General features: G+C 60.9%; 14 protein-coding genes. 7 read left to right on the forward strand and 7 right to left on the reverse strand.

Annotated elements, in window-relative coordinates; all coding sequences use genetic code 11:
* Positions 1-77: 77 nt before the first annotated feature.
* Entirely contained in the window at positions 78-929 is an 852-nt protein-coding gene (locus BLQ55_RS02075; RefSeq protein WP_092252046.1) for an MIP/aquaporin family protein, read from the reverse strand.
* A 323-nt stretch (positions 930-1252) separates the two neighbouring features.
* On the opposite strand from BLQ55_RS02075, the gene ybaK reads away from it, so the two are divergent.
* Positions 1253-1723 carry a Cys-tRNA(Pro) deacylase gene (ybaK, locus tag BLQ55_RS02080; protein WP_092201538.1) on the forward strand — a complete coding sequence of 157 codons (471 nt, stop codon included), beginning with the start codon at positions 1253-1255 and terminating at the stop codon, positions 1721-1723.
* Positions 1724-1837: 114 nt separating this feature from the next.
* The gene (locus BLQ55_RS02085) at positions 1838-2629 is read left to right on the forward strand and encodes a PhzF family phenazine biosynthesis protein (RefSeq protein WP_092201540.1); all 792 of its coding nucleotides are present in this window, start codon (positions 1838-1840) and stop codon (positions 2627-2629) included.
* A gap of 208 nt (positions 2630-2837) precedes the next feature.
* Here BLQ55_RS02085 and BLQ55_RS02090 read toward each other — a convergent pair whose 3' ends face one another.
* Positions 2838-3947, reverse strand: a complete 1110-nt coding sequence (locus BLQ55_RS02090) for an ABC transporter ATP-binding protein (RefSeq protein WP_092201542.1) — start codon at positions 3945-3947, stop codon at positions 2838-2840.
* Positions 3944-4864, reverse strand: coding sequence for an ornithine carbamoyltransferase (gene argF / locus BLQ55_RS02095; protein ID WP_092252048.1), 921 nt, complete (start codon positions 4862-4864; stop codon positions 3944-3946). Before argF ends, BLQ55_RS02090 begins: the two co-directional genes overlap by 4 nt.
* A 402-nt stretch (positions 4865-5266) precedes the next feature.
* Between argF and BLQ55_RS02100 the strand changes: the two genes are divergently transcribed.
* The 3 genes from BLQ55_RS02100 (at position 5267) to grxD (ending at position 8222) form a co-directional block, all read left to right on the forward strand.
* Positions 5267-5551, forward strand: a complete 285-nt coding sequence (locus BLQ55_RS02100; protein WP_092201546.1) for a hypothetical protein — start codon at positions 5267-5269, stop codon at positions 5549-5551.
* Positions 5552-5682: 131 nt separating this feature from the next.
* Entirely contained in the window at positions 5683-7791 is a 2109-nt protein-coding gene (locus BLQ55_RS02105) for a molybdopterin oxidoreductase family protein (protein WP_092201548.1), read from the forward strand.
* Between the two features lie 89 nt (positions 7792-7880).
* A complete protein-coding gene (gene grxD, locus BLQ55_RS02110) occupies positions 7881-8222 on the forward strand; it encodes a Grx4 family monothiol glutaredoxin (RefSeq protein WP_092201550.1) in 342 nt (113 codons plus the stop codon).
* 196 nt (positions 8223-8418) lie between these two features.
* On the opposite strand, the gene bfr is transcribed toward grxD, so the two are convergent.
* On the reverse strand, positions 8419-8892 hold the full coding sequence (gene bfr / locus BLQ55_RS02115; RefSeq protein WP_003178701.1) for a bacterioferritin: 474 nt from the start codon (positions 8890-8892) through the stop codon (positions 8419-8421).
* A 198-nt stretch (positions 8893-9090) separates the two neighbouring features.
* Positions 9091-9309, reverse strand: coding sequence for a bacterioferritin-associated ferredoxin (locus BLQ55_RS02120; RefSeq protein ID WP_092201551.1), 219 nt, complete (start codon positions 9307-9309; stop codon positions 9091-9093).
* Positions 9310-9625: 316 nt separating this feature from the next.
* Between BLQ55_RS02120 and BLQ55_RS02125 the strand changes: the two genes are divergently transcribed.
* Positions 9626-10228 carry a peroxiredoxin gene (locus BLQ55_RS02125; RefSeq protein ID WP_092201553.1) on the forward strand — a complete coding sequence of 201 codons (603 nt, stop codon included), beginning with the start codon at positions 9626-9628 and terminating at the stop codon, positions 10226-10228.
* A gap of 231 nt (positions 10229-10459) precedes the next feature.
* Here BLQ55_RS02125 and rnt read toward each other — a convergent pair whose 3' ends face one another.
* Both rnt and pyrC read right to left on the reverse strand, forming a co-directional pair.
* Positions 10460-11137: a ribonuclease T gene (gene rnt, locus BLQ55_RS02130; protein WP_003204947.1), complete on the reverse strand. Its 678-nt coding sequence runs from the start codon at positions 11135-11137 to the stop codon at positions 10460-10462.
* Complete coding sequence (gene pyrC / locus BLQ55_RS02135; RefSeq protein WP_092252050.1) at positions 11134-12180, reverse strand: dihydroorotase; 1047 nt, start codon at positions 12178-12180, stop codon at positions 11134-11136. The genes rnt and pyrC overlap by 4 nt, the downstream gene beginning before the upstream one ends.
* A gap of 192 nt (positions 12181-12372) precedes the next feature.
* On the opposite strand from pyrC, the gene BLQ55_RS02140 reads away from it, so the two are divergent.
* Complete coding sequence (locus BLQ55_RS02140; RefSeq protein WP_092252052.1) at positions 12373-13362, forward strand: flagellar protein MotY; 990 nt, start codon at positions 12373-12375, stop codon at positions 13360-13362.
* Positions 13363-13455 lie beyond the last annotated feature (93 nt).

Genomic DNA, 13455 nt, shown 5'->3' on the forward strand with positions numbered 1-13455 from the left:
CTCGGGTCTTTCATAAAGGGAGACGTAAAAAGAAGCCACGGCGCAGGCTTCGAATGGCAGGGCCTGCGCCGACTGTTTCAAGATGTTCTGGGCTTGCCGTCAATGGCCGGTTCTGCATCCTTTGTCGCTGTCATGGCGCTGGGCAGGTGGCGGGCAATCAACCCGCGATAGGCCGCGGCACCGAGGCACGCACCCACGATCGGCGCAAAAATCGGAACCAGGAAGTACGGGATGTCGCGTCCACCCGTGAGGGAAATTTCACCCCAGCCTGCGAAGAAAGTCATCAGTTTAGGACCGAAGTCCCGCGCCGGGTTCATCGCAAAGCCTGTCAGCGGCCCCATGGAGCTGCCGATCACGGCAATCAGCAGGCCGATCAGCAACGGCGCCAGTGGGCCACGGGGCAAACCGTTGTTGTCATCGGTCAAGGACATGATCACCCCCATCAGGATGGCGGTGATGATCGCTTCCACGAGGAAGGCTTGGCCAGTGGAGAGTGCCGCGTGCGGGTAGGTGGAGAACACCGAAGCCAGTTCGAGGCTCATTTCGGTGCCGCGAACCATGTGCCGGGACTGTTCGAAATCGAAGAATAGATTGCTGTACAGCGTGTAGACCAGAAGAGCGCCGCAGAAAGCGCCGGTCACTTGGGACGCCATATAGAAAGGCAGCTTGCGCTTTTCGAAGTCGGTGAACATGCACAGGGCGATGCTGACGGCGGGGTTGAGGTGGGCGCCGGAAATGCCTGCGCTCAGATAGATCGCCATGCTGACGCCGACGCCCCAGATGAGGCTGATTTCCCACAAACCGAAGCTCGCACCCGCGACCTTGAGCGCCGCGACGCAACCAGTGCCGAAAAAAATCAGCAGGCCAGTTCCCAGGAATTCCGCCAGGCATTGGCTGGACAGGGACGGCTGTTGTAAAGCAGTTGTCATTCAAACCTCGGTTTTTTGTTGTTTTGCAGCGCGTTCAGTACAGCACGATTACGCGATTTCCACCGAGGCAGGATCCCCATCCTGAACTCGGGTTGCTGTTTGAGACATGTAATATGGCTTTCAGTTTCGAAAAAATATAGACAAGAAACGCTGGTGTCAAAGGTCGAAAGTGAACCGCTGGTCACATTTAAACTATTCGTGCTGTGAATGACTCTCCCGTTGGCGATGCGTCACCGATAGAGGCAGCGCAGCCGCAAAGCCTTTTCAGAGGCGATGGCTTAGAATCCGCTCACTCTTTTTTTATTTCCTTATCAGGAGCGGTCATGACACCTGCGTTGGATCTGCTTAAGAAAGTGCGCGCCGAACATCGCATCCACAGTTATGAACACGATCCCAAGGCAGCCTCCTATGGCTTGGAGGCGGCGGAAAAGCTCGGGCTGGATCCGGCGCAGGTGTTCAAGACGTTGTTGGCGGCCAGTGAAAAAGGTGAGCTGTTGGTGGCGGTAGTGCCCGTGGCCGGGAGCCTGGATTTGAAAGGCTTGGCCCACGCCGCCGGTGTGAAGAAGGTGGAGATGGCCGACCCGGCCGCCGCGCAGCGTTCGACCGGTTATTTGCTCGGCGGTATCAGCCCGCTGGGGCAGAAGAAGCGTTTGCGCACGTTTATCGACAATTCCGCACAGCCACTCGCCAGCATGTTCGTCAGTGCGGGGCGGCGTGGGTTGGAAGTCGAGTTGGCGCCTTCGGTATTGAAGGAGCACACCGGGGCAGTGTTTGCTGATATCGGGCGTGCCTGATAGAGCAGGGCGGCCGCTGCGCAGCCTGTAGGGTAAAAATTCTGCTGATCTGTCACTGGATAATCCGTACCGCTACACCCCATGCTGGGCATCAGAAAAATAAGGAGAAGTGCCATGCAGCTTGCGTTTCATCAGGTCGATGCGTTCAGTGACCGGCCGTTCGGCGGTAATCCGGCGATGGTCTATCGGCTCGACGGCTGGCTTGCCGACGAGCTGATGCAGAAGATCGCCGCCGAGCATAACCTGGCTGAAACCGCGTTCCTGGTGCGTGAAGGTCAGCGTTGGCATATCCGCTGGTTCACCCCCACCACCGAAGTCCCGCTGTGTGGCCACGCCACGTTGGCCAGCGCTTATGTGCTGTTCGAGGTCTATCACGAAACCGTCGAGCGCCTGGATTTCATCTGCCGGTCCGGTTCGTTGAGCGTGACGCGCGAGGGTGATCGGCTGTGGTTGGATTTTCCGGCCGTCGTGCCTGCCGAGCTGGGCGTGTCCCTGGCCGTGCAGAGTGCCTTGGGCGTCGAAGCGGTGGATGTGCTGAGTTCCAACGAGTTGTTCGTGGTGCTGGAGTCGGAGCAAGCGGTGCTCGATTGCAAGCCGGACATGGTGGCCCTGGCGAAACTGCCCTGGCCCGGCGCTATCGTCACCGCGCCGGGGAGCAAGCATGATTTTGTCTCGCGCTATTTTGCCCCGGCGATCGGCATCAACGAAGACCCGGTGACCGGCTCGACCCATTGCAGCCTGATTCCTTATTGGTCCAAGCGCCTGGGCAAGCACGGGCTGACGGCTTATCAGTGTTCGGCCAGGGGCGGGGCGTTGTTTTGCCGGTTGGAGGGTGAGCGGGTGAAGATCGGCGGGAACGCGACGTTGGTGGCCAGCGGGACGTTGATGCTGCACTCAAGCCAATGACATCAAATGTGGGAGGTTGCTCGCGATAGCGGTGGTTCAGCCTGCACTGATGCTGAATGTGGCTATGTCATCGCGAGCAAGCTCGCTCCCACAGGATTTGTGGATGCCAGTCGATTTTGCGCCTGCGGCAAATTCCCATGTGGGAGGTTGCTCGCGATGGCGGTGGTTCAGCCTGCATCGATGCTGAACGTGTTCACTCCCACAATGATTAGCGGGCCGCGCTGTAGCGTCGCACTCCGCTGTCCACGGGTGGGATATGCGCCGCGGTGCTGCCTGAGGCCTGGAACAGCACCAGGTGTTCAGCCGCCACGCGGATGCCGACAGCGGCGCCGACCTGATGGTCGGCATGGCTGGGGAAGATCGATTCCAGTTGCGCACCTGTGGGTAACTGCAGGCGGTACAAGGTTGAAGCTCCCAGGAAGGTCTTGCCAACGATTCTGGCAGTAAGCGGGCTGTCCGGGGCGTAGACGATATCGTCTGGCCGCAGCAGCACGTCCACCGCGCCGCCGATGGGCCAGGTGTAGGCCCGGTTGCCGCGCAGCAGGCCCAGCTCGGTCAGCACCGATTCCGGGCTGTCGAGCTGGCCGCGTATGAAGTAGCCTTGGCCGACGAAACTGGCGACGAATGGCGTCAGTGGTTCGTGATACAGGTTGTAGGGCGTGTCCCACTGTTCCAGGCGACCTTCCCTGAATACGCCGACATGGTCACTCACGGCGAAGGCTTCTTCCTGGTCGTGGGTGACCAGGATCGCGCTAGTGCCGCGGGCCTTGAGAATGTCCCGCACTTCATGGCTGAGCTTGCGGCGCAGCTCGCCATCGAGGTTGGAGAACGGTTCATCGAGCAACAGCAGCTGCGGTTCCGGCGCCAGCGCACGGGCCAGGGCCACGCGCTGCTGTTGTCCGCCGGACAGTTCATGGGGAAAACGGCTGCCCAGGTGTTTCAGGTTGACCAGTTCCAGCAATTCTTCGACGACGCGGTCCTTGTTCGGATGCTTGCGAATGCCAAAGGCAATGTTCTGGGCCACGCTCAGGTGGGGAAACAGGGCGTAGTCCTGGAACACCATGCCGATGCGGCGTTTTTCCGGGGCGAGGGTGAAGCCGGCGCGGGAGATGGTGTCCCCGGCCAACTGGATTTCACCCTCGTGCACCGGTTCGAAGCCGGCAATGGCGCGCAAGGTCGTGGTCTTGCCGCACCCGGACGAACCGAGCAGGCAACCGATATCACCGGCATTGAGGTGCAGGTTGAGGTTCTGCACGACCCGCTGGTCCTGATAACCGCAGGCCAGGTTGTGCAAGTTCAGCAGCAGGGCGTGGCTCATGCGTGGTGATACGCCGGCTCGACCAGGAACTCGAGCAAGGCCTTCTGCGCATGCAGGCGATTCTCGGCCTGGTCCCAGGCTACCGAACGCGGGTCATCCAGCAGGTCCATGCTGATCTCCTCGCCACGGTGGGCCGGCAGGCAGTGCATGAACAACACGTCGGTATCCGCCAGGTCGAGCAGGGCCCGGTTGACCTGCAGTGGCGCGAACAATTCCAGGCGCCTGGCGGTTTCTTCCTCCTGGCCCATGGAGGTCCAGACGTCGGTGCTCACCAGGTGCGCACCGGCCACGGCCTGTTTCGGGTCACGGACGATGGACACCCGCTCCCCGGCCTTGGCCAGCAACTCGGCATTGGGGTCAAAACCTTCGGGGCAGGCGATGCGCAATTGGAAGTCGAATTGCATCGCCGCTTCTATATAGCTGTTGCACATGTTGTTGCCATCGCCGATCCAGGCCACGGTCTTGCCCTGGATCGAGCCACGGTGCTCGAGGAAGGTCTGCATGTCGGCCAGCAACTGGCAGGGGTGCAGGTCGTCGGACAGGCCGTTGATCACCGGTACGCGGGAATGGGCCGCGAATTCGGTCAGGGTGCTGTGGGCAAAGGTACGGATCATCACCGCGTCCAGCATGCTCGACATGACGATGGCGCAATCGCCGATGGGTTCGCCACGGCCCAGTTGGGTGTCGCGGGGCGACAGGAAAATCGCCTGGCCGCCCAGTTGGATCATGCCGGCTTCGAAAGAGATGCGGGTGCGGGTCGATGACTTCTCGAAGATCATCCCCAGCACACGGTTTTTCAAGGGCTCGAACAGTACGCCGCGATTACGCAGGTCCTTGAGCTCCACGCCTCGACGGATCACGCCGAGCAACTCATCGGGCGTGAAATCCATCAGGGAGAGAAAGTGCCTTGCGCTCATGATTGACTACCTTTTTGTAACTGACCGCAGATGCTCAAAGCCTTGTTTAATGAAAAAACGGGCGAGACCTGCGGCAAAAGCCGCACGGGGCGACGAAATAGGGGAAGGCGCGATCTTATAATTAAATGTCGCGTCTTACCAATAGGGCTACGGTTTTTGGGGATTTCAGCGAAGCCATCACGCGAATGCGATGGCGTATTTGAGGCCGGTTTCCTGACTGCAGCGACCCATTTGTACACTGGCGCTGCTCGGCTTGGCAATCAAGCGCGGCGGGCGCGCCATGGATGGAGGGCGGTTTGTGCCACGTCCTCCGACTCTGCGCCTGTCTGCTGGTGGCTGTGAAACATTTCCTAATGCAAAGGCCTGGGTTATAAATGAGCCTCAGCGGCACAGGAGCCCGAAATGGATTCGAAAGAGCGACAATTGATGGAATTGCTGGGGCTGACCGCACGCTCGCTGACCCACCTGACGGCATCGGTGACGTCCATGTCATTCGAATTGCTGCGCAGCGATGATGAAGTGACCAAGGCCGCCGGCCGCCGGATGATCGATCGCATGGCCACGATCAGCAGCGGTCTTGACGAGCATTGGCGATTGATTGGCGAACTGACCGGCGTGCCCATCGCCCAGGAGGAAGTGGAAACCGTCGAGGAAATCCAGCTCCTGGCGCCCCCCGAGGGCCCTTGATGGCACTTCATCGGCGCGCCTGATGGCCGGCAATTCACAGGACGAACGTCGCTGGCGCTGCCGGGCATCACGCGCCATAGTTTTGTTCCCGCGGCCGAAAGTGCCCGCCACGAATAAAACAGAGACTGGCCATGACCAAGACTCTCCACCACCGTGCGTGCCATCTGTGTGAGGCCATCTGCGGCTTGACCCTCGAAACCACCGAAACCGACGGCCAGGGCCTGGCGATCACCTCGATCAAGGGCGATGCGCTGGACACCTTCAGTCGCGGTCACATCTGCCCCAAGGCAGTGGCCCTGCAAGATATCCAGAACGATCCGGACCGCCTGCGCCAACCCGTGCAACGCATCGGCAACGAATGGCACCCCATCGCCTGGGACGATGCCTTCGCGTTGGTGGCCGCGCGCCTGGCGGATATCCAGGCGCGCCATGGCCAGAATGCGGTGGCGGTCTACCAGGGCAACCCCAGCGTGCATAACTATGGGCTGATGACCCACAGCAACTATTTCCTGGGCCTGTTGAAGACCCGCAGCCGTTTCTCGGCAACCTCGGTGGACCAACTGCCCCATCACCTGACCAGCCACCTGATGTACGGCCACGGCTTGCTACTGCCGATTCCGGACATCGATCACACCGATTTCATGCTGATCCTGGGCGGCAACCCACTGGCCTCCAACGGCAGCATCATGACCGTGCCGGACGTGGAGAAGCGCCTCAAGGCGATCCAGGCCCGTGGCGGCAAAGTGGTGGTGGTCGATCCGCGCCGCAGCGAAACGGCGGCCATTGCCGACCAGCATGTCTTCGTGCGTCCCGGGGGCGATGCCGCGCTGCTGTTTGGCTTGCTCAATACCCTGTTCAGCGAAGGCCTGACCCGTGACAGCCACCTGCCGGTGGACGGCCTGGACGAGGTGCGCGCGGCCGTTGCTGCTTTCACGGCTGAAGCGATGAGCCCGCTCTGTGCGGTGCCGGCAGCGCAGATCCGGCAATTGGCCCGGGACTTCGCCGCCGCCCCGTCAGCGGTGTGCTACGGGCGGATGGGGGTGTCGACCCAGGCGTTTGGTACGCTGTGTCACTGGCTGATCCAGGTGATCAACCTGGTGACCGGCAATCTGGATCGGGTGGGCGGTGCGCTGTGTACCGAGCCGGCGGTGGACCTGGTGGCGACCACCTCGGGCGGGCATTTCAATCGTTGGCAGAGCCGGGTGTCCGGGCGTCCCGAATACGCAGGCGAGCTGCCAGTGTCGGCCCTGGCCGAGGAGATGCTGACCGAAGGCGAAGGCCAGATTCGGGCGCTGGTCACCGTGGCCGGCAACCCGGTGTTGTCTACACCCAACGGGCGGCAGTTGGAGCAGGCCCTGGATGGGTTGGAGTTCATGGTCAGCGTCGATCTGTACATCAACGAAACCACCCGTTACGCCGACCTGATCCTGCCCTCGACCTCGGCCCTGGAAAACGATCATTACGACACCACCTTCAACCTGTTCGCGGTGCGCAACGTGACCCGTTTCAACCGGGCGATCCTGCCCAAGCCCGAGGGGGCGCTGCACGACTGGGAAATCTTTGTCGGCCTGGCCAAGGCCTTCGCTGCCCGGACCGGCAAGGAACTCAAGCCGACCATGCCGCCGGCGCAGATGATCGATCTTGGCCTGCGCAGCGGGGCGTATGGCGACGCCTCGCCACACAAGCTGTCCCTGGCGACCTTGTTCGACCATCCCCATGGCATCGACCTCGGCGCACTCAAGCCCAACCTGGCCCCGCGCTTGAAAACCGAAAACCAACGGGTGCAGGCCGCGCCGGCGGTGATTCTCGCCGACCTTGCGCGCTTTGCCGCGTTGCAGGCGCCAGAACCGGACGAGTTGCTGATGATTGGCCGCCGCCATGTGCGCAGCAACAACTCCTGGATGCATAACTTCCATCGACTGGTGAAGGGCAAGCCGCGTCATCAATTGCTGATGCACCCGGATGACCTCGCCTCGCGCGGCCTTGCCGACGGGCAGCGTGTGACGGTCAGTTCGCGGGTGGGGGCCATCGAAGTCGAGGTCCTGGGCAGCCTGGACATGATGAAAGGCGTGGTCAGCCTGCCCCACGGCTGGGGTCATGCCCGGCCGGGCGTGCAGATGACCATTGCCAGTGGACAGCCGGGCTCCAGCGCCAATGACCTGACCGATGATTGCCAGCTCGATGAGTTGTCCGGCAACGCGGCGCTCAACGGTGTACCGGTGAAGGTGGCGGCTGCGTAGAATTGTCTCTGAGCAGCACGTTCTGCTTTCCGTTACAATGCGCCACCGTGTCGACAACTGACGTCGCAAAGTTTAAGCCGAGGTGCTCCGTGGATATCATCGAAACCATTAAAGACCAGATTGCCAACAACACCATCCTGCTTTACATGAAAGGCTCGCCGAACGCGCCACAGTGCGGCTTCTCGGCCAAGGCTGCTCAGGCGGTGATGGCGTGTGGCGAGAAGTTTGCCTACGTGGACATCCTGCAGAACCCGGAAATCCGCGCCAACCTGCCCAAGTACGCCAACTGGCCAACCTTCCCGCAGTTGTGGGTGGGCGGTGAGCTGATCGGTGGTAGCGACATCATGACCGAGATGGCCGCCGACGGTTCCTTGCAGGCCACGATCAAGGCAGCGGTAGAAAAAGCGACGGCGAACAAGACCGAAGCCTGATCCACCCCTGACAAATGTGGGAGCGAGCCTGCTCGCGATGAGGGAGTGTCAGTCAATACAGTTGTGATTGATGCACCGCTATCGCGAGCAGGCTCGCTCCCACAGTGGATTTCAGTTGTCCTTGGAATCCAGGCAATAAAAAGCCCCGCCTCTCGAAAGAGGGCGGGGCTTTTTAGTGGCCTGCTGCCGGGGAAGTTTACTCTTCGCCCATCTGCGATTGCAGGTAGTTCTCAAGACCGACTTTGTCGATCAGGCCCAGTTGGGTTTCCAGCCAGTCGATGTGCTCTTCCTCGGATTCGAGGATGTCTTCCAGCAGTTCACGGCTACCGAAGTCGCCAACGCTTTCGCAATGGGCAATGGCGGCCTTCAGGTCAGCGTGGCCGGTGCGCTCGATGCGCAGGTCGCACTCGAGCATTTCCCGGGTGTGTTCGCCGATGTGCAGCTTGCCCAGGTCCTGGACGTTCGGCAGGCCTTCGAGAAACAGGATGCGCTTGATCAGTTTGTCCGCGTGTTTCATCTCGTCGATGGACTCGTGGTACTCGTGCTTGCCCAGCTTGTTCAGGCCCCAATCCTCGTACATGCGCGCATGCAGGAAGTATTGGTTGATCGCGACCAGCTCATTGGCAAGGATCTTGTTGAGATGCTGGATGACTGTAATGTCGCCTTTCATGATGAGGCCTGCCCTGTAATAGCTGTGTATAGGGCGGAGTTTGAGCCGCGTATTTATCAGTGTCAAACCTAAGTTATTGAATAATAAATGAAAATTAATCGGAATAAGAATGTTTGTGTTCCGCGTCTGGACGCTAAGCATTTGATTTACAGGCATAAAAAAACCGGACATCGAGTCCGGTTCCTTGAAAAGCTGTCCTTACGCGGCAGTAAATTCTACCGGGTAGGGGATCGAGGCCTGTGCCGTTTGCACCTTGGCGAGGGTTTCACGCACCACGTCCTTGGCCAGGCAGGCACATTTGCCGCATTGGCTGGCTACGCCGGTGGCCTGGCGGACTTCGCGATAGCTGCAGCAACCTTCATAGATCGCTTCGCGGATTTGTCCGTCGGTGACGCCAGTGCAGAGGCATACATACATAAGTGAGAACCGTCGCTGGTTGTGACTCAATTGAGACGGATCTTAATGTTAACGAGAATGATTGTCAAAGTGGTTTCTCAAGGACTTGCGCCAGAGCGGTGCCAGGCTGACGAACGGTTTTTTCCTTGGGCAACAAAGGCAGCACGCAGCGGGGCGGCGATTTTTCGATACCACCGAAAAACCCTTGAAGACAGTCCAAATGCGCGGTGTATGATGGTCGGCCCTTGCAAGCGGGTTCGTGTCACAGGGCTGTCGCCTGAGGGTGGCAGGCTGGCCCGGACTTTGTTTTCACGCTAATTACATCAGGAGATATCCAATGAGCGTACTCGTAGGCAAACAAGCCCCTGACTTCACCGTGCCAGCCGTGCTTGGCAACGGCGAAATCGTCGACAGCTTCACCCTGTCCTCGGCCATCAAAGGCAAATACGGCCTGGTGTTCTTCTATCCGCTGGACTTCACCTTCGTCTGCCCGTCCGAGCTGATCGCACTGGATCACCGCATGGACGACTTCAAGGCGCGCAACGTTGAAGTGATCGCTGTTTCGATCGACTCGCACTTCACTCACAACGCCTGGCGCAACACCCCGATCAACAATGGCGGTATCGGTCAGGTGAAATACACCATGGCTGCCGACATGAAGCACGAAATCGCCAAGGCCTACGACGTTGAGTCCGAAGGCGGCGTGGCCTTCCGTGGCGCCTTCCTGATCGACGACAAGGGCGTTGTCCGTTCGCAGATCGTCAACGACCTGCCGCTGGGCCGTAACATGGAAGAGCTGATCCGTCTGGTCGACGCCCTGCAATTCCACGAAGAGCACGGCGAAGTCTGCCCGGCCAACTGGAAAAAAGGCGACAAGGGCATGACCGCATCCCCTGAAGGCGTTGCCGCATACCTGGGCGAGCACGGCGACAAGCTGTAAGCGCATCCAGGCATAAAAAAACCGGCCCTCGATGGGCCGGTTTTTTTATGGGGATTTCAACCAAATCATCGGCTGAAACACAGCGCTCTGTGGCGAGGGGATTTAGCCCGCTGGGCCGCGAAGCGGCCCCAAGCCTGCCAATTGAGTTGCCTGGCTCACCTTTCCGGGACTGCTGCGCAGTCCAGCGGGGATAAATCCCCTCGCCACAAAAGAGCCAAGCCTGGCTCTATGTCAGTCGTCGAAATCCTGCCAGCCACCCATTTCTTTCCACCGGTTGACGATGCCGCAGAACAGCTCGGCGGTCTTCTCGGTGTCGTAGCGGGCCGAGTGCGCCTCACGGCCATCGAAATCGATGTCGGCGGCCTGGCAGGCCTTGGCCAGGACGGTCTGGCCATACGCCAGGCCTGCCAGGGTCGCGGTGTCGAAGCTGGAGAACGGGTGGAACGGGTTGCGCTTCATGTCCAGGCGCGCGACGGCGGCGTTGAGGAAGCCCAGATCGAAGCTGCTGTTGTGGCCCACCAGGATTGCGCGCTTGCAACCGTTGGCCTTGAGCGCCTTGCGCACACCACGGAAGATGTCGGTCAAGGCCGTTTCTTCGCTGACCGCCATGCGCAACGGGTGATCGAGCTTGATCCCGGTGAACTCCAGAGCCGCCGCTTCGACGTTGGCGCCTTCGAACGGTTCGACACGGAAGAAATAGGTGTGGTCAGGGAACACAAAGCCTTTTTCGTCCATGCCGATGGTAGTCGCGGCGATTTCCAGCAAGGCGTCGGTGGCGGAATTGAAACCACCGGTTTCTACATCGACGACGACCGGCAGATAACCACGGAACCGCGCGGCCATGGGGTGACGGGCGCCGCCCGAACCACCGTTGCCGTCCAGTTCGTCGTCGAAATGATCTTCACTCACGCGTTTTCCTCCAGCAGGCGCCAGCGCAGTTTTTCACCGGCGCGCAGCGGGATGACAGTCTGCTCGCCGAAGGGCAGGCTGACGGGGGCGGTCCATTCGTCACGGACCAGGGTAATACGGTCGGTGTTCACCGGCAGGCCATAGAAGCGCGGACCATGCAGGCTGGCGAAGCCTTCGAGTTTTTCCAGCGCATTGCGCTGTTCGAACGCCTCGGCGTACATCTCGATGGCGGCATAGGCGGTGTAGCAGCCGGCGCAACCGCAGGCCGCTTCCTTGGCGTGACGGGCGTGGGGCGCCGAGTCGGTGCCGAGGAAAAACTTGGCGCTGCCGCCGGTGGCGGCGTCCAGCAAGGCTTCCTGGTGGGTATTGCGCTTGAGGATCGGCAGGCAGTAGAAGTGCGGCCGGATCCCGCCTACCAGCATGTGGTTGCGGTTGTACAGCAGGTGGTGGGCGGTAATGGTCGCGCCGACGTTGGCCGGGGCCTCGTTGACGAACTGCACGGCATCGCCGGTGGTGATGTGTTCGAACACCACCTTGAGGGTCGGGAAACGCTCCACGACACGGCGCATGTGCTCGTCGATGAAGATCTTCTCGCGGTCGAACACATCGACGTCGCCCCGGGTAACCTCACCATGGATCAACAACGGCATGCCGACTTCGGCCATGGCCTCCAGCGCCGGGAAGATCTTGTCGATGCTGGTGACACCGGAATCGGAGTTGGTCGTCGCGCCGGCGGGATACAGCTTGGCGGCATGGACAAAACCGCTGGCCTTGGCGTCGCGAATCTCTTCGGGCTGGGTGCGGTCGGTGAGGTAAAGCACCATCAGCGGTTCGAAGCGGCTGCCAGCCGGGCGCGCGGCGAGGATACGCTGGCGATAGCCATCGGCCTCGGCGGCGTTGCGCACGGGCGGAACCAGGTTAGGCATGATGATTGCGCGCCCGAAGGTGCGCGCGACATCGGCGACGGTATGGGTCAACACAGCACCATCGCGAAGATGAATATGCCAGTCGTCGGGACGCAGCAGGGTCAGGCGGTCGGACATTGGGGGGCTTCCAGGCGGGTCAAACTCTGGGGAATGCTACCGGAAAAGACCGATTCAGGCACCCGCTATCAAGTTCTGCCACAACTTACCGATAGCTCCTACAGGTGTGCCACGAATCCGTGCAGTGCCCCGGACAGGTGTCATGCCCTCAAGCATGCGTCGATCTTTGTATAAAAGTCAGTGGAGCCTCCCGTGCGCCAGCGTTATCTAGCCTTGCTCAGTGTGTTTGCCAGCCTTCCCGCCATGGCGCTCACTTTCCAGACCCGTCTGGAGAGCATTGAGTGGACGGTCGAAGGCGACAAGTTCGAGTGCCGGCTGAGCCAGCCGATCACCGATTTCGGCACTGGCGAATTCGTGCGCCGGGCGGGCGAGCAGGCCACGTTCCGCCTCAAGAGCTACAACCCGATGCTGGGCGGCGGTTCGGCCACCTTGCTGGCGGCGGCCGCACCGTGGCAACCGGGGCGCGGCGATATCAACCTGGGCTCGGTCAGCATTGGCAGTGGCGATGTATTGTTCAACAGCTCCCAGGTCCAGGCCGGACGCTTGATCAGTGGGCTGATGGACGGTCGCAGCCCGGTGGTTCGGCGCAACACCGAGGACGGTCGAGTGTCGGAAGTCCGGTTGCTGCCGGTGCGTTTCAACAAAGCCTTCAGCGATTATCAGAGCTGTGTCGCCAAGTTGTTGCCGAAGAATTTCGAGCAGGTGAAGCAGACCCAGATCGGCTTCCCCGGCGAAGAAGTCGAACTCGATGCCCGGGCCAAGGCCCAGTTGCAGGTGATGCTCGACTTCATCAAGGCCGATCCGAGTGTCAATCATATCGAGCTTGACGGTCACTCCGACAACAGCGGCAATCGCCTGACCAACCGCGAGCTGTCGCGCCGCCGGGCCCTGGCGGTCCAGGACTTCTTCAAGGCCAATGGTTTCCAGGAGTCGCAGATCACCCTGCGCTTCCACGGCGAGCGTTATCCCCTGGTGCCCAACACCAACGCCGCCAACCGGGCCAAGAACCGTCGGGTGGCCGTGCGCCTCGAACGCGTGGCGGCTAGCGAAGCACCGACACCCCAGGCCCCCGCCGCGCAGCCTGCACCCGCTGCGGCCCCTGCCAAGGTGCCGGCGCCCACCGCGGCGCCGGCCAAGACACCGGCACCACCGCCCGCCGGGACGACCGCGCGGACCTCCTGATTCGATTTTGACCGTCGCGCGTTCGACATAATCTGTCGCTTCGTCGTCATAAGCTGTCGCGCCCCTGTAAATTATCCGCGCTGGACGTTAGAC

This window comes from Pseudomonas sp. NFACC13-1, assembly GCF_900104425.1.
In the GTDB taxonomy this organism is placed as follows: domain Bacteria; phylum Pseudomonadota; class Gammaproteobacteria; order Pseudomonadales; family Pseudomonadaceae; genus Aquipseudomonas; species Aquipseudomonas fluorescens_AA.